Source organism: Sphingobacterium sp. UBA5789 (genome assembly GCF_002418355.1).
In the GTDB taxonomy this organism is placed as follows: domain Bacteria; phylum Bacteroidota; class Bacteroidia; order Sphingobacteriales; family Sphingobacteriaceae; genus Sphingobacterium.
This window is the reverse complement of record NZ_DIDX01000001.1, coordinates 999,650-1,024,180: the sequence shown is the minus strand read 5'-3', so window position 1 is coordinate 1,024,180 and position 24,531 is coordinate 999,650. Positions and strand designations below refer to the sequence as shown.

The 24,531-nt window shown below is 39.2% G+C and carries 20 protein-coding genes; 12 read left to right on the top strand and 8 right to left on the bottom strand.

Annotated features, from left to right (window positions below; translation table 11 throughout):
• Window positions 1-15: 15 nt before the first annotated feature.
• The 3 genes from B4B65_RS04410 to B4B65_RS04400 all read left to right on the top strand — a co-directional run bounded on the left by B4B65_RS04410 (window position 16) and on the right by B4B65_RS04400 (window position 4,461).
• Window positions 16-1,818, top strand: coding sequence for a hypothetical protein (locus tag B4B65_RS04410; protein WP_293913664.1), 1,803 nt, complete (start codon window positions 16-18; stop codon window positions 1,816-1,818).
• 298 nt (window positions 1,819-2,116) lie between these two features.
• Window positions 2,117-3,922 (top strand): hypothetical protein, encoded by a 1,806-nt coding sequence (locus B4B65_RS04405; RefSeq protein WP_293913662.1) that lies wholly within the window; start codon window positions 2,117-2,119, stop codon window positions 3,920-3,922.
• 296 nt (window positions 3,923-4,218) lie between these two features.
• The gene (locus B4B65_RS04400) at window positions 4,219-4,461 is read left to right on the top strand and encodes a hypothetical protein (RefSeq protein WP_293913660.1); all 243 of its coding nucleotides are present in this window, start codon (window positions 4,219-4,221) and stop codon (window positions 4,459-4,461) included.
• 874 nt (window positions 4,462-5,335) lie between these two features.
• Here the strand turns inward: B4B65_RS04400 and B4B65_RS04395 are convergent.
• Entirely contained in the window at window positions 5,336-6,628 is a 1,293-nt protein-coding gene (locus B4B65_RS04395; RefSeq protein ID WP_293913658.1) for a DUF3472 domain-containing protein, read from the bottom strand.
• A 241-nt stretch (window positions 6,629-6,869) separates the two neighbouring features.
• Entirely contained in the window at window positions 6,870-7,856 is a 987-nt protein-coding gene (gene floA / locus B4B65_RS04390; RefSeq protein WP_201678009.1) for a flotillin-like protein FloA, read from the bottom strand.
• Between the two features lie 238 nt (window positions 7,857-8,094).
• Here floA and B4B65_RS04385 point away from each other — a divergent pair, with 238 nt between their 5' ends.
• The 8 genes from B4B65_RS04385 to B4B65_RS04350 all read left to right on the top strand — a co-directional run bounded on the left by B4B65_RS04385 (window position 8,095) and on the right by B4B65_RS04350 (window position 18,087).
• Entirely contained in the window at window positions 8,095-8,880 is a 786-nt protein-coding gene (locus B4B65_RS04385) for a hypothetical protein (protein WP_293913654.1), read from the top strand.
• A 20-nt stretch (window positions 8,881-8,900) separates the two neighbouring features.
• Window positions 8,901-12,317, top strand: a complete 3,417-nt coding sequence (locus B4B65_RS04380) for a response regulator (protein ID WP_293913652.1) — start codon at window positions 8,901-8,903, stop codon at window positions 12,315-12,317.
• Between the two features lie 8 nt (window positions 12,318-12,325).
• Window positions 12,326-13,135 carry a CheR family methyltransferase gene (locus B4B65_RS04375; protein ID WP_293913650.1) on the top strand — a complete coding sequence of 270 codons (810 nt, stop codon included), beginning with the start codon at window positions 12,326-12,328 and terminating at the stop codon, window positions 13,133-13,135.
• 12 nt (window positions 13,136-13,147) lie between these two features.
• Window positions 13,148-13,729 (top strand): chemotaxis protein CheB, encoded by a 582-nt coding sequence (locus tag B4B65_RS04370; protein ID WP_293913648.1) that lies wholly within the window; start codon window positions 13,148-13,150, stop codon window positions 13,727-13,729.
• Between the two features lie 4 nt (window positions 13,730-13,733).
• Window positions 13,734-15,362 (top strand): response regulator, encoded by a 1,629-nt coding sequence (locus B4B65_RS04365; protein WP_293913646.1) that lies wholly within the window; start codon window positions 13,734-13,736, stop codon window positions 15,360-15,362.
• 60 nt (window positions 15,363-15,422) lie between these two features.
• The gene (locus B4B65_RS04360; protein ID WP_293913644.1) at window positions 15,423-15,956 is read left to right on the top strand and encodes an azurin; all 534 of its coding nucleotides are present in this window, start codon (window positions 15,423-15,425) and stop codon (window positions 15,954-15,956) included.
• Window positions 15,957-16,093: 137 nt separating this feature from the next.
• Window positions 16,094-17,500, top strand: a complete 1,407-nt coding sequence (gene lpdA, locus B4B65_RS04355; RefSeq protein WP_201678002.1) for a dihydrolipoyl dehydrogenase — start codon at window positions 16,094-16,096, stop codon at window positions 17,498-17,500.
• Between the two features lie 176 nt (window positions 17,501-17,676).
• Entirely contained in the window at window positions 17,677-18,087 is a 411-nt protein-coding gene (locus B4B65_RS04350) for an acyl-CoA thioesterase (protein ID WP_003007908.1), read from the top strand.
• Here the strand turns inward: B4B65_RS04350 and B4B65_RS04345 are convergent.
• Window positions 18,084-18,524, bottom strand: coding sequence for a DUF3817 domain-containing protein (locus B4B65_RS04345; RefSeq protein WP_293913640.1), 441 nt, complete (start codon window positions 18,522-18,524; stop codon window positions 18,084-18,086). The genes B4B65_RS04350 and B4B65_RS04345 overlap by 4 nt on opposite strands.
• A 184-nt stretch (window positions 18,525-18,708) precedes the next feature.
• Between B4B65_RS04345 and lpdA (B4B65_RS04340) the strand changes: the two genes are divergently transcribed.
• Entirely contained in the window at window positions 18,709-20,097 is a 1,389-nt protein-coding gene (gene lpdA, locus B4B65_RS04340) for a dihydrolipoyl dehydrogenase (protein ID WP_003007912.1), read from the top strand.
• A gap of 113 nt (window positions 20,098-20,210) precedes the next feature.
• On the opposite strand, the gene B4B65_RS04335 is transcribed toward lpdA (B4B65_RS04340), so the two are convergent.
• From B4B65_RS04335 to B4B65_RS04315, 5 genes are read right to left on the bottom strand one after another with little or no spacing between them, the layout of a single operon-like run.
• A complete protein-coding gene (locus B4B65_RS04335) occupies window positions 20,211-21,218 on the bottom strand; it encodes a LacI family DNA-binding transcriptional regulator (RefSeq protein ID WP_293913637.1) in 1,008 nt (335 codons plus the stop codon).
• A 54-nt stretch (window positions 21,219-21,272) separates the two neighbouring features.
• The gene (locus B4B65_RS04330; RefSeq protein ID WP_293913635.1) at window positions 21,273-22,784 is read right to left on the bottom strand and encodes a S41 family peptidase; all 1,512 of its coding nucleotides are present in this window, start codon (window positions 22,782-22,784) and stop codon (window positions 21,273-21,275) included.
• A 47-nt stretch (window positions 22,785-22,831) separates the two neighbouring features.
• Entirely contained in the window at window positions 22,832-23,374 is a 543-nt protein-coding gene (locus B4B65_RS04325) for an HAD hydrolase-like protein (protein ID WP_293913634.1), read from the bottom strand.
• A 3-nt stretch (window positions 23,375-23,377) separates the two neighbouring features.
• Complete coding sequence (locus tag B4B65_RS04320) at window positions 23,378-23,869, bottom strand: hypothetical protein (protein WP_293913632.1); 492 nt, start codon at window positions 23,867-23,869, stop codon at window positions 23,378-23,380.
• A gap of 4 nt (window positions 23,870-23,873) precedes the next feature.
• Window positions 23,874-24,524 carry an ABC transporter ATP-binding protein gene (locus B4B65_RS04315; RefSeq protein ID WP_409590541.1) on the bottom strand — a complete coding sequence of 217 codons (651 nt, stop codon included), beginning with the start codon at window positions 24,522-24,524 and terminating at the stop codon, window positions 23,874-23,876.
• Window positions 24,525-24,531 lie beyond the last annotated feature (7 nt).

The window sequence follows — 24,531 nt, the reverse complement described above, 5'->3', positions numbered from 1 at the left end:
AAATATTAGAACAGCATGAAACAAAGATTTTTTTTAATCATCTCCATATTGTTTATCACAACACTTTCTGCCTGCAAGAAGATCAACAGTCCGGAAGAAATCAACAAAGCAGACGAACAGCAGGTCACACTACGTCTGTTACTCCCGCAGGAAAGCGATAAAGCCAGTACATATGCCATCAGCGAGATGGATCAAAATACCATCAACACCCTGGATATACTGGCCTTTAAGGTGGCCGATGATGGCAAAGAGTACTACGCCTATCGCAAAAAAGGAGTATTGTTGCGCCCCAACCCTACAGCCAGCGAAGTCAACTTTCATGTCGATCTGCTCAAAAGTGATGACAAATACCGCTTTGTACTTATCGCCAATGCCACTGCACAGCTGCAGACTATCCCCGAAAAAGCAACGACAAACATAGAAAAGGAAAGCCTTTTGGGCGGTATCAGTTATACTATTACCGCTGGATGGAATGCCAGTTCACCGACCAACTTTACTCCACTACCCATGTGGGGCGAAAGTATGGTTATGAACGGTATAGATAACAATACCCCGGGCTTTAATGTCAGTATGCTGCGCAGTCTGGCTGCCATAGATATACAGCTAAGTGCCGCCGATTTTGTGATGGAACAGGTGTATGTATACAATACCCCCAATAAAGGCAGAGTGACACCACTGTCTGCCAACTACGATGCCGCCAGCCGTACCGTAACCAGCCCCAGTTTAGTGGCAGGGACCGCTGTACTGACACCGGTACAATATACATCGGGAGTAACTGCCTTATCAAACAGTATCTTCCTTTTTGAAAGTGCAGCGGCTCAAAATATCGGGCAGAGTACTGCTGTAGGATTGGTGATCGCCGGAAAATATGGCGGTAGCACCACCACTACCTATTACCGGATAGATCTGGCAGACGAACAGGACAAACCCTTTCCCATACTGCGCAACCACCGCTATACCATAAACATCAGCAAGGTGCATGGTGACGGATTCGGGGCTAAGGAAACCGCCTGGAGCAGCAAACCAGTAAATATGAGTACAACCATTATACCATGGAATGAAAGCTCTCTTTCTGAGACCGGTACGACTATAAATTACCTGAAAGTAAGTACGACAAAAGCCGAATTAACAGGATTCTCAGGAGAACTAGACTTTAGTATCTGGACGGATGCACCTGCTGCTATAACACTGGAATTACCCGCCTGGGTTTCTAAACTGGACGAAATCAGACAGGGAGACAGGATAGACTACAAATTACATTTTATGCAAAATCCCAGCCCGACAGCAAAACGGAATGCTGTGATAAATGCAAAGTTGGGAAGGCTTACCCGGGAAGTAAATATTACTCAAGGGATAAGACCCACCGATATCGGCCCTGAATTCGATTTTTACCTGTTTAAAAAGCATAATCTAAATGTAGAGAATGGAATTTGGTATTTGAGTGCAAATGTAGAGAAGTACAATTACTCATTTGAGGATGCATCGCTTACACAAAAAACAGGAGAACCCTACAAAGAAAGTTGTGTGGCCATATATGGAAAGGGGGCCCGGCTACCCACTATACAGGAGCTGCGACAGTTAGTTCCGGAAAATGAGCAACAGCGCAATGCGGTAAATGCCAAAATCAGCAGTGCCGGAGGGGATCCTTTATACAGTTCGGGTAATAGTACTCTTATCTTTTTTTCGTCATCAACAGTTCCTTATGACAATAAATATTTTAGAGGAATTGATAAAACGGGAACAGAAATAAATATATTTTTAAAGTTTCCGCAGGTTGGACGTGTTTATATGTCTCCTCGTTGTGTGCTGTCCAAGTAAAGTATATAAATCAATTCCAATAAGTAAGTCCTGGTTTGCGCACGCCTGTGGCGTGTGCAATACATGATAAAGAAAGATACCGGACTCTATAACAGGGCTTTTTTGCTATTTTTTCAGTTTAATGGAATAGTATCGGTACTAAGTCTTACCGAAATTAGGGGCAGCAAAAGTCAAAGACTGAACAAACACTAACTTAAATAAATCAATTCCGTCCCATCAAGTTTCATGATAAAGAAATCAGATCTGTTTACAGCGTATCCATACGGTTATTGTTTTATTTTGAAAACATATACACACAATGAAACACAACTCTCTTTTTATTATCAGTATATTGCTTATCTCAGCGTTCTCTTCCTGCAAGAAAATCAACAGTCCGGAAGAAATCAGCAAAGCAGACGAACAGCAGGTTACGCTACGTCTGTTGATGCCGCAACAAAGTAATAAGGCTGGCACCTACGCTATTAGTGAGGTGAACCAGAACACTATCAGCACTCTGGATATACTTGCCTTTAAGGTGGCCGATGATGGCAAAGAGTACTATGCGTATCGCAAAAAAGGAGTATTGTTGCGCCCCAGTCCAACAGCCAGCGAAGTCAACTTCCATGTCGATCTGCTCAAAAGTGATGACAAATATCGCTTTGTACTTATCGCCAATGCCGCTGCACAGCTGCAGACTATCCCCGAAAATGCAGTCACAAACACAGAAAAGGAAAACCTGTTGAGTGCCATTAATTACACCATTACTGCTGGCTGGAATGCTACATCATCGGCTGGCTTTACTCCACTGCCCATGTGGGGTGAAAGTATGGTAATAGATGGAATCAATAACAATACACCAGGCTTCACTGTCGGTATGTTGCGCAGCCTGGCGTCTATAGATATCACTTTGAGTGCCGCTGATTTTGTGATGGAACAGGTGTATGTATACAATACCCCCAATAAGGGTCGTGTAGTGCCACTACCTACCAACTACGATGCCGCTACCCGCAGCGTAACAGCCCCAAGTCTGGCGGCAGGAACTGTAGCGCTTACACCAGCAGTATCCTATACTTCGGGATCTGCTGAATTATCAAACAGCATCTTTCTTTTTGAGGCTGCTGCAGCCCAGGACATCGGGCAAAGCACCGCTACAGGGCTGGTAATAGCCGGAAAATATGCCGGTAGCACCACTACCACCTATTACCGGATAGATCTGACAGACGGGCAGGATATCCCCTTCCCCATACTGCGCAACCATCGCTATAATATAGACATCAGCAAGGTGCATGGTGACGGATTCGGGTCTAAGGAAACCGCATGGAGCAGCAAGCCCGTGAATATGAGTACGACCATTACACCATGGAATGAAAGCTCTCTTTCTGAGACCGGTACGACTCTGAATTACCTGAAAGTAAGTACGACAAAAGCCGAATTAACAGGATTCTCAGGAGAACTGAACTTTAGTATCTGGACGGATGCACCTGCTGCTATAACACTGGAATTACCGGCCTGGGTTTCTAAACTGGACGAAATCAGACAGGGAGACAGAATAGACTACAAATTACATATTATGCAAAACCCCAGCCCGAAAGCAAAACGGACTGCTGTGATAAATGCAAAGTTGGGAAGGCTTACCCGGGTAGTAAATATTACTCAAGGGATAAGACCCACCGATATCGGCCCTGAATTCGATTTTTACCTGTTTAAAAAGCTTATTGTAGAAAATGCATGGTGGTATTTGTGTGCAAATGTAGAGAAAGGCAATTCTTCGCCTTTAGATGCATCGCTTACACAAAAAACAGGAGAACCCTACCCGGCAAGTTGTGTGGCCATATTTGGAAAAGGAGCTCGGTTGCCCACTATGCAGGAGCTGCGGCAACTGATACCAGCTAACAACACAGATCGAAATGCGGTAAATGCTAAAATCAGAAATGCCGGAGGAGATGATTTCCCGATACCTGACGACCTTAATAACTATTATTATCTCTATTTATCGTCATCAGCAGCCACTAATGATAATTCATATTTTGCAGGAATTGATAATTCGGGAAATACAAAGACTTATCCCAAGTTTACGAATCAGGGATATGCTAACCTTTTTCCTCGTTGTGTGCTGTCAAAGTAAAGTATATAAATCAATTCCAATAAGTAAGTCCTGGTTAGCGCATGCCTGTGGCATGTGCTAACCAGAACAAGAAAGATATCTGGCGCTATAATTAGGGCTTTTTTGTTGTTTTTTTCAGTTTAATGGAATAGTATCGGCACTAAGTCTTACCGAAATTAGGGACAGCAAAAGTCAAAGACTGAACAAATACTAACTTAAATAAATCAATTCCGTCCCATCAAGTTTCATGTAAAGAAATCAGATCTGTTTACAGCGTATCCATACGGTTATTGTTTTATTTTGAAAACATATACACAATGAAATACAACTCTCTTTTTATTATCAGTATATTGCTTATCTCAGCGTTCTCTTCCTGCAAGAAAATCAACAGTCCGGAAGAAATCAGCAAAGCAGACGAACAGCAGGTTACGCTACGTCTGTTGATGCCGCAACAAAGTAATAAGACTGGTACCTACGCTATTAGTGAGGTGGACCAAAATACCATCAGCACACTGGATATACTCGCCTTTAAAGTGGCTATGTCTGGAATTACGAAATAGCACGCTGTGTCATGTCAAAAAGTGATGCTTTTTGAGCACATGCGGAACGCATACTTTAGCATGGGTTAATATAGATAATAAGCTATAAGCCTGGTCAGCGCACGCCTGTGGCGTGTGCTATATTGAGCGCCAGCAGAGAATAATAGGATAAACTATCGTATGATATAATAAGAAATATCTCTCTATAATTTCTAACCACATAAGCATAATAATCACTTCATTGATTCCATCTTTCATAGAATATATGTTTAAACAAAGTATCATTACCGTTAAAAAACACCTGTTTCGAATACTACAATAACCTATAAGCCTGTAATTTAGAATAAAATAAAAAACTTCATTTTCGGATCATATAACAATAAATTACTTACATAGTTAGCAGCAAAAAAAAGATTTAAATTAAGTGTGTTGTGTTTTGCCCGGATTTCCTGCTATATAAACAGAAAATCAAAAACCAAAAATATTCTGATAAGTCAGGGAATCGGGCATTTTTTACAAATAGTCATTCACTTTCTAATATAAAATTTACAAAACAAATAAACAGCATCCAGCCACTTCCTACTATCCGGTAAATAAAAGAACGATTTTATCCTCTTTAAAATGATATCGAATGATATAGCAACTACAAATTCCCCTCTTTTGTAAAGAGGGTTAGCATAAAATTAAGAGGAAATATCATACCGGTATGAAATCTTAACTGTTGAAATACTTTAGTCGTTACTACTCACTTGCATAGGTAGATATCAATACATCTTATACTCATAAGATTTTTTCACACAAACTAAAGGACTGGGATTTTCAACCAAAAAGAGTCCGGAATAATTTCCGGACTCTCTTTGTTATTATTGCTTAATATACGCTACTAATTGCAGCGTTATTTCAGAGGCAACTTGTCCAGATCAATCTGAGGAGCTTTGCCTTTTGAAGGACGCTCAAAACGGGAATCAACGACCGTTTTATTCTTAAAAAAACCACAGTTTCTCAGATAAAATGCGTCATCAGCGACACCTCCTGCATAATCCAGACGATATCCTTTCCGAGCGGTCTGATCTGCTGTAAATTTAGCCTTCGTACATTCTATCCAATTGCCCTGCTGATTGCGTACCCATTGATTATCAAATTTAACGACACGCTCATATATCCCCTGATTAGGGTTAAAGTTCTCCAGAAAAGAATGAAATCCTTTGAGGTATGAATTTGTTTTAGGTCTTTCAAACTGGGCGATCAATTGCCATTTCCCCTTTTCGGGAGCATAGAACCAGGCCGTATATTCTGTATAATCATTTGCAACAGGGCGTCCTCTTAAAAGGAATTTATAGGTATTACCTGTAATCCAGTTATAGCGCAGGAAACTCTGCCCACCCGAGCCTTCATTTCCGAATTCACCTGTATTGACGCCTTCCCCTTTAGCTTTCAGAATTATTTTATGATCATCCGGAATAGCTTTGGGATCATCTGTTGTAAAAGGACTCCATACGGAAAAGAGAATTCTCCGCTCGGTCTTACTATTCACCTGCATGCCAAAGTATCCTCCCGAAAAACCATTGGCCATATAATATGATCCTTCCGTATCATTTCCTTTGCCTACAGTTACTTCGTTATAATAGTACTCTACATTACCTTCCGGCTGATTATAACCCAGGTGTACAGAAGGTCCTCTCCTTCCCCAGTAAAAGAAATTTCCCTCATTATTGGGAACAAAATTTGCAGAAGCAATAAAAGCTTCCTTACCTGAAATCTCATAACCCTTAATGGCTGCAAAGTTTGTTTTAGGACTTAAAGCTTTTAGTACAAGAGCATAATATCCGGAATCATTCACAGTCCATTGCCCCAGATCTATGGCGCCTGTATTTTTTACGGTGATCTTCTTTTTCTGTTGTCCGATGCTGATCTCATATTCTCCTCCTTTGTTTACAGCATCAATGATTACATTCAAATCAAAACTTCCCTTTTCAGCAAAGCGGACAAAAGTTTTAAAATGTATTGCAGGATCATTCCAGGATTGGATACCGGCATCCGTTATCAGACCTTTGCCATCCGGTAAAGACGGGTATTGCCATGTATTACCTGCTATCGGCAGGAAAAATTTTGTTGAACCCTTTTCGACAATCTGCTGAGCAAATGCCAAAAGAGGTGCTAAGAATAGAAACAGAATTATTTTTTTCATATGTATGCAATTTGATTTTTAATGGTCCTCTGCGAGTTGGCCGATATAAATTATATTTATCGGTGCTTATGTAGTTTGTGCTACACGGATATTTCATAAACATAATTAGATCTGAGCTAAATATAGAGGAAACATCTCTAATTCCACCTTCGTCAAAAGATCTTTAAACATAAAAAAACCGATTGCGGCTTAAGCAATCGGTTGATTATTTTTATAATATTTCTATTACATTGTGGTGAGACTATTTCTGGCTTCCTTTATCTCCCGAACCCGGACGGGCTATGGAAGACCGCATATCAGAATCTGCCTGTATATTTTGCATTTTGTAATAATCCATTATACCCAGATTTCCATTACGAAAAGCTTCAGCCATAGCTAATGGAACCTGAGATTCAGCTTCGATTACCTTTGCCTTAGCTTCCTGAGCCTTCGCTTTCATTTCCTGTTCTGTTGCAACGGCCATTGCTCTTCTTTCCTCAGCTCTTGCATTCGCAACCTTAAGATCTGCCTCTGCCTGATCCGTCTGTAGCTTGGCACCTACGTTATCACCGATATCTATATCTGCAATATCAATAGACAGGATCTCAAACGCTGTCCCGGAATCAAGTCCTTTAGACAATACAGTTTTAGAAATACGATCCGGATTTTCAAGTACTTCCTTATGATTCGCAGACGAACCGATAGTTGTCACGATTCCTTCACCAACACGTGCAAGAATAGTTTCCTCTCCGGCACCCCCGACCAATTGATTAATATTAGCCCGAACGGTTACACGCGCTTTAGCGATTAATTGAATACCATCTTTGGCAACTGCAGCCACAGGAGGAGTATTAATAACCTGAGGGTTGACTGACAACTGCACAGCATCGAACACATCACGCCCAGCCAGATCAATTGCAGTAGCCAGTTTGAAGTCCAGTGGAATATTCGCTTTATCGGCAGAAATAAGTGCCTTGATTACTTTATTGACATTACCTCCTGCAAGATAATGGGTTTCGATATCATTAGAGGTAATCCTTAAACCGGCCTTAGTTGAGGTAATCATCGCGTTTGTAACCAGGGAAGGTGGCACTTTACGAAGCCGCATTAACACAAGATTTAGCAAACTAATCTTCACATTAGACAGTTGTGCTGTAAACCACAAATTGACAGGCAAAAGATACAGCAACAGGAAAAAGGCAACAATGCCTCCGATAATAAATAATACTAATGAAATTTCGGGATTCATAATTTTTTTTAATTTCTGACTCCTTAAAGATAAGATAATTTATTTAATTCTTTTCTGCTCCCCTTCTTCGTTAATTCTGAAGAAGCAAAAATAACTATTAGTAACTGATTTACAATTATATAGATAAACAAAAAAAATATATACACAAGGATAAAACACAAGAAATATAATGTAATTTTATATATTCTATAAATTAGCTGTACTAACTGGATTATTGATCTTACTGTAGTGTCAAAAAATGAATATTTTCTCTGTTTTTGATCAAGAAATAAATGAATTAACTTTTGATCATTATACTTTTGCAGGATCGGGATTTCGAAACCCTGATTCCACGTACCATAAATCTATTCGGGAAAAGAAGAAACGCTATAAAAACAGTGTACTTCGTCCTTTGAATTTTCAATCAGAAGCAAATCTCCGTATTCCGCATTGGCTTTTGCGACCTTACAACAACTGTCAGAAGACTTTAGAAAAAGCTATTGTAATGCTCTCCTTTCTATGCAGATTTTTTGTTAAACAGCCTTCTTATGTAGCTTCAGACTCTCTTCTTCCGTTACATTTATGCCGTAATAGCATAATAAAACTGCTTTTAATGAAGAAACAACAAGATGCAGGCACACATTTAACAGCATTCGCAACTTGCTTTTTTTTAGGTTTTTCAGACTTCAAAGAAAATGAATTACGAAATAATTGTAGAAAAACAGCCTTAAAGAACAAATTAATATCACATTCCAGTCAAATTTTTAGAAAAGGAAAAACTATCTTTGGTATCGTTTTTGGGGATCAACCTAATTTGTACCGTCAAAAAATTAAGGGGAAATCAATATCTGCAATTAGCATCGATATTAACCTGAGAAAAACGACTATCTACTATGAAATTCAAATGAGTGGGGAAGGTTATTCTGAATTTGAAACGATATTTAATATCAAAAAATTCGGAATTCAATCGGCTAATACCCATTCCTTATACGACAAAGAGTTGCCTGCTGAAAGCCAGACTTTATGCAGGTGGTCTCTTATTTAATCTTATTCTTACTTTGAGAAATGAATAAAATCAACTTTAAAACTCAGGTCACAATAGGAATTGTTATTGCATTCTTAATGATTTTGTTTGCAGTAGTATTCTTTTTTATTTCCTTTGACAGAAGCATCCGGTTTAATGATGACATCATCGGACAGTCAGAGCACAAATTCAATACCATCAATAATTTAGAGATCAATCTGGGCATTGTTAACAATAACAAGCTGTTGTACGCTAATAGTCAGGATCCAAGGATGTTAGATATTATCAAAAACAAACATCTTATTATTGATGAAGATATAAACGAACTTTTTCAGACTACTGAGTTTTATACGCCCAGTCACCGAACGGAAGTTGCTTTCAGAGCTGAAGTCGAAACGTTTTTAGATAACAGAAAGCTTAAAAGAGATGTCGATATTAACAAAAATGCTGTCATCCAAGATATTATATTAGATTATGATCAGCTACATAAGCAGCTTACAACTATAATCAACTCCGTAGTAGATAGCCGGGCAAAATATATCAAACAAAATAATGATCATCTGAAGATAAGTCGTTTTGTAACTTATGGGTTCGTTATTCTTGGTCTTGGAATTATGATCTTTCTTTTCGTCCGTGTAAACCAGGTATTTTCCGTACTAAGGAAGACACTACGAAAAGAACAGCAAAGTTTTGAGCAACTCAAATTGCTGGGAGATCAGATAGAAGAATCCAACTGGGTATTGGAACAACTTTCCAGGTTAGATTCTGAAGTAAGAGGCAATTATAACGAAATGCAATTAGGCAACTATGCACTGGCCTGTATTTGCAGAACGATCCATGCGCTAGCGGGAGCTATATATTTTAAACTGCCTGAAGGAGAAGGTTTCAAATTAACAGGAACCTTTGGTACGGAACAAAATTCTGTACCGGAATATCTGGATACAACCACAGGATTGACCGGAGAAGTTATCCTTCATCAGCAGCATAAAGTAATTGCAGCAGTGGATAACAACTTATTGAAAGGTCATAGTATTCTTGGAGGCAGTCTGATAAGCGATCTTCATATTATTCCATTTATCTATGAAGATGAGACAGTAGGATTATTAGAAATCTGCATTAATAATTCGGATGAGGATAAAGGCAAAGTGAATGCTTATCTAGATAAAATAGGAAATACACTGGCAATTGCAATCAAGGTTACACAAGCACATGATAAGATGGCCGAAATGTTTGAAGAACTCCAACAACAAACAGAAGAACTGGAAGCGCAGCAGGAAGAACTTCGGACAACCAATGAGGAGCTTATCTATAAAACCAATCTTTTGGAAGCCTCTGAAGAAGAGTTGCGTGTACAGCAGGAAGAGTTAACCCAGACAAATAATGAGCTGGAGGAAAAAGCCAAATTGCTGGAACTTAAAAATGAGGATCTCGACAGAGCCCGCAAAAACATCACAGATAAGATCAATGAGGTGGAGCAGGCAAGTAAATACAAATCCGAATTTATGGCTAATATGAGCCACGAACTCCGGACACCTCTCAACAGTATTCTTATCCTGGCCAAGTTACTGAAAGACAATAAACATCATAATCTCAATACAGATCAGATAAAATATGCAACTGTTATCCATAGTGCAGGATCAGATTTACTTCACCTGATTAATGAGCTTCTGGATCTTGCAAAAATCGAATCAGGTCAGATTGATCTGGTTGAAGACCAAATTGACATCCATTCATTGACTAGAAATATTGAGGGATTATTCAGAATCTCTGCAGAAGAGAAATCCATTAATTTCAGGACTATTATTGATCCGGAAGCTCCTGTTACGTTTTTGTGTGATGAATATCGTCTCGAGCAAGTACTCAAAAACCTGCTTTCCAATGCATTCAAGTTCACCTTAAACGGTGGAAAGATCGAATTGACATATAAACAAGTTAACGGCAACATCCATTTTATCGTTCAGGATGACGGGATTGGAATAGCGGCCGAAAAGCAAAAACTGATCTTCGAGGCTTTCAAACAAGAAGACGGATCTACCAGCAGAAAATATGGCGGTACAGGTCTGGGATTATCGATCTGCCGGGAACTTGCCACGCTGCTTGGCGGACGTATATCCTTAGAAAGTGAACCAGACAAAGGAAGTATTTTTACTTTTATCATTCCTTACAGACCTGCTCACAAAAACGAGACTTCTACAGAACAGGAAAACAGAACAATCGTACCGGATCCAATCAGAGATACAACACCTGTGACGATTAAAGAGGAAGTTTCTGTAAAAAGTAAAAAGCGATTACTCATCATAGAAGATGATGTCAATTTCTCTGAGATTCTGAAAGATTACGCTGTAGAACATGGATTTGATCCAGGTGTGGCTTATAATGGTAAAGAAGGTTTAGAGACTGCGATTCAAACTCAACCTGATGCAATTATTCTGGATATCATGCTGCCAATAATGGATGGATGGGAAGTATTGAAAAAACTCAAAAACGATGACAGGACCAAAGATATCCCGGTACACATGATGTCAGCAGCTTCCCTTCATAAAGATGAACCCATCAACAAAGGAGCAATAGGTTTTTTAAGAAAACCTGTTACTGAAGATTCATTGGAAAATGCATTCAAAACTATAAAGTCACTTATCTCTACCCCACTAAAACGCGTACTAATCATTGAGGATCACACCTTACAAAGTGATTTTATAAAATCCTCTCTGAACGAGCGCAATACGGTGGTCGACCAGGCATTCAACGCAGATGAGGCTATGGAAATTCTGGCAGAGAAAAAATCATACGACTGTATTATTCTGGATATCAATCTTCCTGACAAATCAGGTCTGGAGTTACTGGACGATATCAAAGCAATTGACACCTATCAGCATACACCTATTATTATTAATACGGCTATGGAATTGTCTCAGGAGAGTACGGAGCGTATTTTAAGACATACGCAAGCTATGGTCCTTAAATCAGGAAAGTCTAACACGCGTCTGATCGATGAAGTTAACTTATTCCTTAACAGACTCAAGAGCAACAAGGGAAGTCAGAAAATACCTACCCATACCAAAGGGGAAGTGATCATGGAGAAAGCTCTCGCTGGCAAGAAAGTATTGATTGCAGACGATGATATGCGGAATGTGTTTGCACTAAGTACTGCCTTTGAGGCCTATAATATGCAGATCGAGATCGCAAATAACGGTAGAGAAGCTTTACAGTTATTGGATAAGTATCCGGATTTTGATTTGGTGCTGATGGATATTATGATGCCTGAAATGGATGGTTTTGAGGCTATAGAAAAGATACGTGAAAATAAAAAGTTTGCTCAGCTTCCTATTATCGCCGTCACGGCAAAAGCCATGAAGGGAGATCGGGAAAGGACGATACAGATCGGTGCTAATGACTATATCAGTAAGCCCATAGATCTGGACAAACTAATATCATTAATGCGGGTTTGGTTAAGTTAGATTGAAAGATGATTTCATTTTCAGAATTAGAAGAATTAATAGAATTAGTAAAGAATGTAAATGGCATGGATCTTTCCGGTTATTCCAGAGCGTCTTTGAAACGGAGAGTAACACGTCTTATGGAAATAGACAGAATGGATTTGGTGGCTTTAAAAACAGCACTGGTCAATACTCCGGGCTATTTCAATCATTTTATAATTGAACTGACCGTAAATGTGACTGAAATGTTCCGGGATCCGTTTTTTTATAAAGCCATGCGGGAGGATGTCTTTCCATATCTGGCTTCTTTTCAAAGAGTCAAAACCTGGAGTGCTGGTTGTTCGTCAGGAGAGGAAGTATATTCATTAGCGATTCTTTTGAAAGAAGCAGGATTATATGACCGGTCTTTTATCTATGGAACGGACATTAACAATATTGTACTGGAACAGGCCAAAAAAGGTATCTATTCCCTGCAAAAGATTAAGGATTATTCAGACAATTTTCTGAAATCCGGAACTGTCCATTCGTTGTCTGATTATTATACAGCAATGTATGATGCTGCATCAATCAATAATGATCTCAAGAAAAACATTTTATTCTCATCTCACAATCTTGTTTCGGATGGAGTATTCAATGAATTTCAACTTATTACCTGCCGGAATGTATTGATTTATTTCGATCTGGAATTACAACAAAGCGTCATCAGGCTCTTTTATGAATCTTTGTGTCTATTCGGATTTCTTTGTCTGGGTTCAAAGGAGACCTTGCATCATCAGGAAATAGCATCCAAATTTAAACTGATCAACAAAAAGTATAATATTTACCAAAAAATTGCATAGTACGAGAAAGATATGAATCAGCAAAAGATCATCATATTAGCTGGATCCGCCGGGAGTTACAGTATTTTAGTGGAAACCCTGAAATGCCTGCCTGCAGACATGTCTGTTCCGGTTATCGTTATTCTTCACCGCAATGCAAAATATGAAACTAATATAGAAAGCAGCTTATCCAAAAAATGCAAAATCGAGGTCAAGATTGCTGAAGATAAAGAACATATTCAGGCCGGAGTAGCTTACTTTGCTCCTCCCGGTTATCATTTACTGGTAGAACCGGATTATACGTTCTCTCTGGACTCATCTGAACCTGTACAATTTTGCAGACCTTCAATTGATGTCACTATGGAATCTGCTGCAGACGTTTACCAGTCAGCCACCTACGGTTTTTTATTCTCAGGAGCCAATCAGGATGGTGCAGACGGATTAGCTTATATCAAAAAAATGAATGGTACATGTATTGTACAGAACCCTGCTATAGCTGAAATATCGACAATGCCTGAATCTGCAATAAAGCTGGGGGCTTATCATCATATTATGGATAATAAAGGAATTATTGATTTCATATTAGATCTACACAAACAAAATATCAAGAATTAGTAACATGAAAAAGCTAAATCTGTTAATTTTAGATGACAAAATTGAGAACATCATTAGTTTAAAAGCTCTCCTGGAAGATATTGAGGGATTAAATATCCTAAGCAGTTCGGATCCTAATGAAGCGTTGAGACTATGTTGGAAAGAGGATATCGCAATTGCACTCATTGATGTTCAAATGCCTGAAATTAACGGTTTTGAATTTGTCTCCATTCTCAAAAGTAATCCCAAAACACGGGAAATCATTGCAATAATGGTGACTGCAATATCAAAAGAAGATAAATACCTGATTCAAGGTCTTAACAGCGGTGCGGTAGATTATCTGTACAAACCCTTAAGTCCGGAGATTACCATAGCAAAAGTCAAATCTTTTATGCAACAGGTATTGACACAGCTTCAGATCAAAGAAAAAAATTCGGAGCTGGAACAATCCAAACAGGAGCTGATCCGGTCTAAAGAAGAAGCTGAACAAGCCAGAAAATCAAAAGAGATCTTCCTAGCCAATATGAGCCACGAGATCCGTACTCCGATCAACGGAATTATGGGAATCACGCAGATGCTCCGCAGTTCTACGCTATCCAGTGAACAAAAGGATTGGGTAAACCGGCTTGATAGTGCTTCACATTCCTTATTATTAATTATCAATGATATTCTTGATATTTCGAAGATAGACTCCGGAATGATGAAACTGGAATTCGAAAACCTGGTGTTTCAGGATTTATTCGATGATCTCAATAAAATATTCAAAATAAAGGCTGCCAATAAGAATCTTGAATTTGAGATGAATATCGACAGTGATCTACCGACTTATGTCAAGACGGATTCATTGCGTCTGCAACAGATACTGAGCAACTTTATCTCTAATGGTTTGAAATTTACCGAAAAGGGAAAGGTAACATTAAGTATTAAGATTCTGGAAGTAAAAGATAATAGTTATTTTATACGCTTCAGTGTGAAAGATACAGGAATAGGTATACGTGCAGAATCACTGAATAAGATATTCCTGGCCTTTGAGCAGGCTGATGATGGTATTACGAAAAAATTTGGTGGAACAGGTCTCGGATTGGCTATTGTCAAACGACTTGCTGATCTTTTCAACGGATCCGTAGACGCCACCAGTGTGTATAATGAAGGCAGTGAATTTTCATTTCAATGCTGGTTTGAAAAGGCCGAGAGTTATGATGTGACAGACTCAAAAATAGAGCAACTATATACCCAATTACCTAAATTCGAGCGTTTGATAGTTTTAATTGCAGAGGACAATGACCTCAATAGTTTTATGCTTTCCCATATTCTGAAAAGCTGGGATTGTGAAGTGGATATTGTCAAAAATGGAAAATCCGCTCTGGAAAATGTAGAAAATAAAAATTATGACTTAATCATGATGGACACCCATATGCCTATTATGAGTGGCTTTGAAGCGATCAGGGAAATCAAGAATCATGCAGATCCTGTGAAGGCAAATACGCCTATAATCACTATTTCCGCATCTGTTTTAGAGTCAGAACAGGCAGAAGCATATGAGGTCGGAGCAGACGGTGTAATCGGAAAACCTTTTGATGCAATCGATCTTTATAATCGTATTATTGAAGTAATCGAGAAGAAAAAGCAAATTAAGTTGGACTTCAAGAACTGATAATTTAGATAAACCATAAATATTGTATATTTTTATAAAAGTTTAAATACATAGTTCGCAATGAAAAAATTATTTATTATTCCTGCTTTAGCTCTTGCTGTAGCGTTTGCATCTTGTGGCGGTGAAAGCAAAAAAACTTCAACAGAAGAGAATACAGAAACAACAAGTACAGAAACTCAGACAACTGAAGAAACTGTTCCTGGAATCGAAAATGTAGCGATTTCGAATACCCTTTCTTTAGAAGGAAATGATCAGATGAAATATGACAAAGATCTGTTTCGCGTAAAAGCTGGTGAGCCTGTGGAATTGACTTTTAAAAATGCAGGTCAACAACCGAAAGAATCAATGGGACACAACGTCGTAATCCTTAAGCCAGGTACTGATATCGCTACTTTTGGTGGTGAAGCAGCCGGAGCAGCAGCGAGCGAATATATTCCAAAATCTTCTGCTTCATCTATTATTGCACACACAAAATTATTGGGACCAGGTGAAACAGATAAAATTACCTTTACATTAGAGAAAGGTGTTTACTCTTTTATCTGTAGTTTTCCGGGTCACTTTGGTATTATGCAAGGTAAAATCGTTGCAGAATAATCAGACTTTAAAAACAACATAAGAAAAGACACCTTCCGGGGTGTCTTTTTTGTGTAAAAACCTTTTTATTTTACACTGTTCCTTACGAATAGTATTAATAATCATTAACTTTGGCAGCAAAATAAAAATCAAACTTTATGCAATACGACGTAATAGTAATCGGAAGCGGGCCAGGTGGATATGTGGCTGCCATCCGTTGCGCGCAATTAGGTTTAAAAACTGCCGTAATCGAAAAGTATAGTACATTTGGAGGTACTTGTCTTAATGTAGGATGTATTCCTTCCAAAGCATTATTAGACTCTTCAGAGCATTATCACAATGCTGCTCACAGCTTCGAAGGTCATGGGATTAGCCTAAGTAATCTAAAGGTTGATATTAAAAAAATGATGGCTCGTAAAGACGATGTCATTGCTCAAAACACAGCAGGTATCACTTATTTATTTAAGAAAAATAAAATAGACAGTTTTCAGGGAGTTGGTTCTTTCGTAGATAAAAACACCATTTTAGTTACTAAAGAAGATGGCAAAACTGAACAACTTACGACTAAAAACGTCATTATTGCGACAGGTTCTAAGCCAACGGCATTACCGTTCCTTCCGGTAGACAAGAAACGCATCATTACTTCTACAGAGGCATTATCTTTAACAGAAATCCCTAAAAATCTGATCGTCATCGGTGGTGGTGTAATCGGGCTTGAGTTAGGATCTGTATATGCGCGTCTTGGTGCAAAAGTTACAGTTGTAGAATTTGCTAAATCTATCATCAGCACAATGGATGGCGGATTAGGTAAAGAATTGCAACGTGTATTGAAAAAGTCTTTAGGAATGGAATTCCTTTTGGGTCACAAAGTAACCGGTGCATCTGTAAAAGGTAAAAAGGTAACCGTTACTGCTGAAGATCCTAAAGGTCAGGAAATATCTTTAGAAGGTGATTATTGCATCGTTTCTGTCGGTCGTGTAGCATATACAGCTGGTCTTGGTCTGGAAAACATTGGTATACAGCCAGAAGAAAGAGGTAACAAAATCCCTGTAAACGACCACCTGGAAACAACTGTACCGGGCATCTACGCTATCGGAGATGTGATCAAAGGGGCTATGCTTGCTCACAAAGCGGAAGATGAAGGTATAGCTGTAGCAGAAAGAATAGCAGGACAAAAACCGCATATTGATTATAATCTGATCCCGGGTGTAGTCTATACGTGGCCGGAAGTAGCTTCTGTTGGTCAGACAGAAGAGCAGCTGAAAGAAGCCGGTAAAAAATATAAATCAGGTTCATTCTCATTCAAAGCTTCAGGTCGTGCTAAGGCATCCGGAGACACCGATGGATTTATCAAAGTACTGGCAGATGCAGAGACTGACGAAGTATTAGGCGTACATATGATCGGACCTCGTGCTGCAGATATGATTGCAGAAGCGGTAGTAGCGATGGAATACCGTGCTTCAGCAGAAGATATCGGTCGTATATGCCATGCTCACCCGACATTCACAGAAGCACTTAAAGAGGCAGCTCTAGCAGCAACTGCTAACAGGGCAATACACGCTTAAACAATATAACAAAGAAGGGCGATTTATTTGCCCTTCTTTTTTTATCAAACAGATCGGGGAATCTACCATCCGGAATAAATACAGCGTACAGAAATCAATATCTCCACTATACAACTCCGTACGAAGAGCTAAACCCGACTATCCCTATACACACCTCAACTCTAAATACGTAAATCATGAATTTTTACACCAGAAAATGGATCAAGCCTGAGGATCTCAATCCGAATGGAACATTATTCGGAGGGACATTACTAAGATGGATCGATGAAGAAGCAGTAATATATGCAATAGTACAACTGGGCAATCCTTTTGTAGTTACCAAGTATATTTCAGAAATCAACTTTGTAAGTTCAGCCAGACAGGGAGATATCATAGAACTCGGCATAGAAGCAATAGCCTTTGGCACGACATCATTGACCATGAAATGCGAAGTAAGGAATAAAATCACCAGAAAGACCATACTTTCAATTGAAAAACTGGTATTTGTAAACCTGAATGAGGAAGGCACTCCTACTCCGCACGGCAGAACAGAAATTACTTATGCCTATATGGGTATTGAACGGATTAACAAAGGAGAAGCTGATTAAGCAACTCCTTTAGCATTTTTTGCAATTTCTTTTTTCAGATCCAATTCTACCCAGAAAGAAGCAACCGGGATCATCGAGACCACAAAATACTTCAGAGCTTTAATTAAGGACCATTTGTACTCTACTGTACAGGCGACGAGCATAATTACAAATATGACGACCAAAAAGCCGTGAATAGATCCGGCTATACGTACAGCTTCAGGAATATCTGCGAAATACTTCAGAGGCATCGCAAAACAGAAAAGGAGAATGGTGGAGATCGCTTCCCATAAAGCGATTTGTCTAAAAAGTCTTAGCATAATAATATCTTCAAACTTCAAAAGTAATACTAATTTGATCACAAAGATCTGACTATGTTTCTCTTTGACTAATAACTGACAAATGACACCTTTACGAATGGATTTAATGCATTTGTATGCAAACAATTGCATTTCCATTACATGGCAGATTAAAAAATAATACGTACATTTGGAGGAGATTGTGTGTTCATTTTTAGTCATGATCGCACATCACTAAATCAACTACAGAAATTATTATCTGCAGTTTCCGGGATTGGAATAAATCAGTATTTATAAAGAACAACGGAAATTACGGATAACTAAAAAAGACAAATTATATCATATGAATTACGACATCATTGTAATTGGAAGTGGTCCTGGGGGGTATGTTGCTGCCATCAGAGCTGCTCAATTGGGCTTTAAGACTGCGATCGTTGAGCGCGAATCATTAGGCGGAATCTGTCTCAACTGGGGCTGTATTCCTACAAAAGCATTAATCAAAAGCGCACAGGTTTTTGAATATCTGAATCACGCTGAAGACTACGGAATCAAAGTTCAGGGCGGAGAAGCAGATTTTGATGCGATTGTCAAAAGAAGCCGCGGAGTTGCTGATGGTATGAGCAAAGGAATCCAGTTTCTTATGAAAAAGAACAAGATTGATGTCATCAATGGTACTGCCAAAATCAAAAAAGGTGGTAAAGTAGAAGTGAAAGGAGCTGACGGAGCGACAAAAGAATATACAGCCAAACATACAATTCTGGCGACCGGAGCACGTTCACGCGAATTACCTAATTTACCACAGGATGGCAAAAAAATCATTGGCTACCGTCAGGCATTGACCTTACCAAATAAACCAAAATCAATGGTTGTAGTGGGTTCAGGAGCAATCGGTGTTGAATTTGCTTATTTCTACAATGCGATGGGTACTCAGGTCACTATCGTAGAATTCATGGATCGTATCGTTCCTGTAGAGGATGAAGAAGTATCCAAACAACTGGAAAAAAGCCTCAAAAAAGCAGGTATCAATATCTTAACAAAATCTGAAGTTCAGTCTGTAGACACCAAAGGAGAATTAAGCAAAGTAAGTATCAAGACCGCTAAAGGAGTAGAAACTCTTGAAGCAGAGATTGTACTTTCGGCTGTAGGTATCACCCCTAATATCGAGAATATCGGCCTAGAAGAGACAGGTGTGAAAACAGATAAAGGTCGTGTACTGGTAGACGATTTCTACAAAACAAATGTAGAAGGTGTATATGCTATTGGTGACATCGTGAAAGGTCAGGCCCTGGCTCACGTTGCTTCTGCTGAAGCAATCACTTGTGTAGAAAAAATAAAAGGTCTTCATGTAGAAGCAATCGATTATAATAATATCCCGGGTTGTACATATTGTTCACCTGAAATTGCATCTGTTGGTTACACTGAAAAAGCAGCTAAAGAGGCGGGATACGAACTGAAAGTTGGTAAATTCCCATTCTCAGCATCCGGAAAAGCTTCTGCTGCCGGAGCTAAAGACGGTTTTGTAAAAGTAATTTTCGATGCGAAATACGGAGAATTATTAGGTGCACATATGATCGGAGCTAATGTTACTGAAATGATCGCAGAGATCGTTGTAGCCCGTAAATTAGAGACGACAGGTCATGAAATGATCAAGTCTGTACATCCTCATCCGACCATGAGTGAAGCGATCATGGAAGCCTGTGCTGATGCATATGGTGAAGTGATCCACTTGTAGGCAATAACCTACCCCATAAAAAAGGCATTCAATTTCTTGAATGCCTTTTTAGTTTTTTTATACTTCTGGGCAGGAAGCGAAATAACATCATTATTTAGCGAGCCCTATTTTGTCTATTGCAATATTAAGCGGGACTTAAATATAAATTGCTGAGGCTTATAATCCTCCTTATTTTCCAGGCGGTCAAACAGAATCTCTGCTGCTTTCTTAGCCTGCTGATCCGGAAACTGCTCAATACTTCCCATAGGAGGATTTTCCATATATTTCCACAATGGATAGTTGGCAAAACTGATAAAATGGATATCACTGTTCAGCGATACACCTCTCTGTCTCGCAAATTTCATAACATCCAGTGTGACAAAGTCATTGAAAGATAATATAGCCGAAGGCCTGTCCGATAGGGTAAGGAGCTTGTTCATCGCTTCTTCATTTCCTTCTTCAGTAAGATCCGTATTGACGAGATAACGGTCGTCAAATGCAATATCATTCTTTCTCAGCCCCTTTATATAGGCGAGTTTACGTTCTTCGGAAGCTAACAGGGTATCAGGCCCGTTGATCAGGGCAATCTTCTGATGTCCGCGGGATACAAAAGCATCGATAGCTTCATATACCCCTGTAGCCAGATCGCATTCTATACGGTCAATATCATTCAGATTAGGAACACAGTCAAAAAATACGACTGGAATCTCCGATTCTTCCATACTCTTGATGAAATCAAAAGAATTGGTATTCTTTCCTATGGACATCAATACGCCGTCAACACGATGTTTTTTGAGGGTTTGCAAGATCCGTAATTCTCTTTCTGCATCATCCATTGACTGCCCCATGATCACCGTATACTTACGCTCATTAGCAAAGTTTTCGATTTCACTGATGGCTGCAGAGAAAAAGGGTTCGGAAAGACTGGGTAATACTACACCTATTGTAAATGTCTTCCGTTGTTTAAAGAAAATAGCAGTCTGATTCGGCTCATAATTCATTTCCTCAGCCATTTTTTTCACCCGCATGGTGGTTACCAACCCAATACTCGGATGATCATTCAGCGCTCTGGAAACTGTAGAAGGAGATATCTTCAGCTTTCTGGCTATTTCTTTTATTGTGGCCGGTTTTTCTTTTTTCATAGCTTTCTATATCAATCCTACTTGCAAAGTAAGGAATCTTTTAAACATTTACATTTATTTTAACCGTCCCGTCTGAAACTTGTACATACCATTTGCATGTGCGCGGGCATCTATACTCTGTCGGTTTATATATTTTTCATTTCGCAACTTATTGACAGAAGCCAGTGCTGTCTTAGAAGTACTGGACAACCAGCTTCCATTCAGACTATAATGCAGTGCTTCGGCAATCATCCTTTCCTGCGGATCACCAAAATCTTTGAAATAATCTTCATATGTACTTCTGTCCGGCGTTAATCCGGCAAAATAATCACCATAATTGTCCGCATTTACAGTCTGAAATGAGGTTGCATATAAATCTACGTCAGTGGTTCCTATGGTATATCTAAAGAATCCCACAGGTTTACCGAATGTATTTTCAACGACAGGATTACCCCCGCTGTCTTCCCCATATGTACCGATCATTTTCTGATTATCTTTAAAATATGGTTTTAGAGAGTTGATCAGGAGCTCACTCGCCGAAGCGGTGGATTTGGTCACTAAAAAGTATACTTTATTGAGATTAAGTGTTCCCTTTTTAGCATAACTGACTGGGCCAAACTCCCCTCCATCTTTCCCCCATCCCCAGGCTTCCAGATTGCGATTCAGTTTGTAGGAATACATACGCTTGCCATTAGCAGAGGCCGGTACGATACGATTGGCCAGATACTCTGCTGTCTGGACAGAGCCCCCTCCATTGTATCTCAGATCGACTATAAGTTCAGATATATTCTGTCCTTCAAACTGACTGAAAATATTTTCGAAGGAACTTAACATTGCGGTTGGAATCCTGTTATTATAAATAGCAACAAATGAGCTGAAAGCAAGATAGCCGATCTTTTTACCATTCTGATCAATAACTTTACTTGCCAGAACAGGGTCAAAATTATACAAAGAGCTCACCATTTGTTTTTCTGTAGTGACTGAAGTCGGAGATACAAATTTGATGGTCATACTCTTGGAATTGATCGCATCATTTATCAATTTAAAATTTTGGGATTTTTGAGTATTGTAATCAATATTTGTCTGTCCGTTGATACTCAGAATACGATCTCCGCGACGTATACCAGCCTGATAGGCCGGAGAATTCTTATCTACCATCCGCACATACAAATCTGCATTGTCACCTGAAGAACTTGTCTCCAGATAAAACACATACATACCATAGCTTGTACTGACCCCTTCTTCGATCTCGCCACTTATAGTCCCCTGTCTATCGATAAAACTATACTTATCTACCGGCCGGCCGTTAACTATAGGAGTGAGTCCCATCATATAATTCAATACCTCCTCACCTGTAGCGTAGTTTTTTGTATAAGAACGTACGACTCCCTTATCATCTAACGTATTGACATTACGCGGAGGCATGCTTCCCTCCCATAGAGAGAGAACTTTGGTGTAGTAAAAGACAGAATCTTTGATCATGTCTTCCTCTGTATCGTTTTTATTATCAGGGTTATCTGATTTTTTACAACTGTATAAAGAGGTAAAAAGTATAAGCACCCATAATACCGGAAATATTTTTTTCATAATCGTCAACAATTAGCATCTTCCGGAAATATATCCGTATAACTTGTCTATTCTACGATAGCTATTTCTTCAGGCTGAATCTTAAATTCATCTGCAATATAACTAATCGGGTCAATATTTCTGAAATTCAACTCATCAATAAAATAGACTTTCATTCCTTTATCGAATCCCTGCCAATCTATATGCTTAAGTTTATTCAGTTGTTCGAGTGGATTACCTTTTGTTAAAACGGCCACATGTTTACCTGCATTCTGAAGATCTTGTAACAATTGTATCGTCTCCGGGAATAACAAAAGTTTAAGGGGTAAATGAGCCTGCACATGTATACGACCAAATTTTTCCCTGTATTGTTCATCCAAACCGAATTTTTCCTTTACACTGTCAAACATTCCCACTTCTCCATGTTCTTCATATTGCTTTTGCATAAAAGCCAATAAACTTTTGGAGTCTGGTGTTGTTTCTGTGAATTCAATAAAATTTGAAAAAAGATAATATACCTGCAATATGTAATCTTTTTTCGGATAGAGTATATCATCCAGTTCAAACAAAAATACTTTCTTGTCTGCCGGATATTCCTTGTAATTTTTCATCTCTTAGCCTTTAGCTGATACTAAACACAATGCCTGTTCATCTTCTGAATCAGCCAAAACAAAAGCTCCGGAGAGATTACTAGTTCTGATTTGCTCCTCTGTCAGCAGATCTTTTCCATCCAGAAGTATATTTATAGCCATATCTTTGTCGGGATCTTCCAGCACGAAAATATCAGATAACAACTCCTTTGCCGGTAACAACAACCGGATACCGTACTCTTCAAACAATATCTGCGCCTCTGCCAATACATTTATCTCCTCTTTCCCCAAAGGAAGTATATAGCTTATATCCTGATCTAAGCTAACCTTAAGTACTTCATGCGCATACGTTGACTGTCCTCCTGCCGGAATCTGAAGCACTTTGCCTGAAGACACCAAAATCCCGGGTACCTCTTCAGAAGAAGCCAGTTGTACACTTATTTTACTTTCCACCAGACGGGCGATTCGTTGCGCCAGTCCTCTGGTACCATATGTTATTAATAATTTCTCACTCATTTTTTTAAACAATGTTTCCGTCACGCATATGAATGGTACGGTCTGAAATATTGGCCAGTTCATCATTATGGGTTACAATGACGAATGTCTGCTGGATTTTATCCCTTAAATCAAAAAACAACTGATGTAAGGCTGCTGCATTTTCGGAATCAAGATTACCGGATGGTTCATCTGCAAGTACGATTGAAGGTTTATTAATCAATGCTCTGGCTACAGATACACGTTGTTGCTCTCCGCCTGACATAGCTGACGGTTTATGACCTGCGCGATGAGCCACACCCAACATCTCCAGCAGCTGCATGGCATTGGTTTCAGCATCTTTTTTAGATACTCCATTTATAAATGCCGGGATACAAACATTTTCCAATGCCGTAAACTCAGGCAGCAGATGGTGAAACTGAAAGACAAACCCAATGTGCTTATTGCGAAAAGCACTGAGTTTCTTCTCATTCAACCCGCTGACCTTCACGCCATCTATCCAGACTTCTCCGGATTCAGGCCGATCTAATGTACCGATAATATGCAATAATGTGCTCTTTCCGGCTCCGGAAGCGCCCACTATAGTCACAATCTCACCTTTGTCGACTTCCAGATCTACTCCCTTCAGAATAGACAGGTCGCTGTAGGATTTATAGATTCCTTTTGCTTGTAACATCATACAG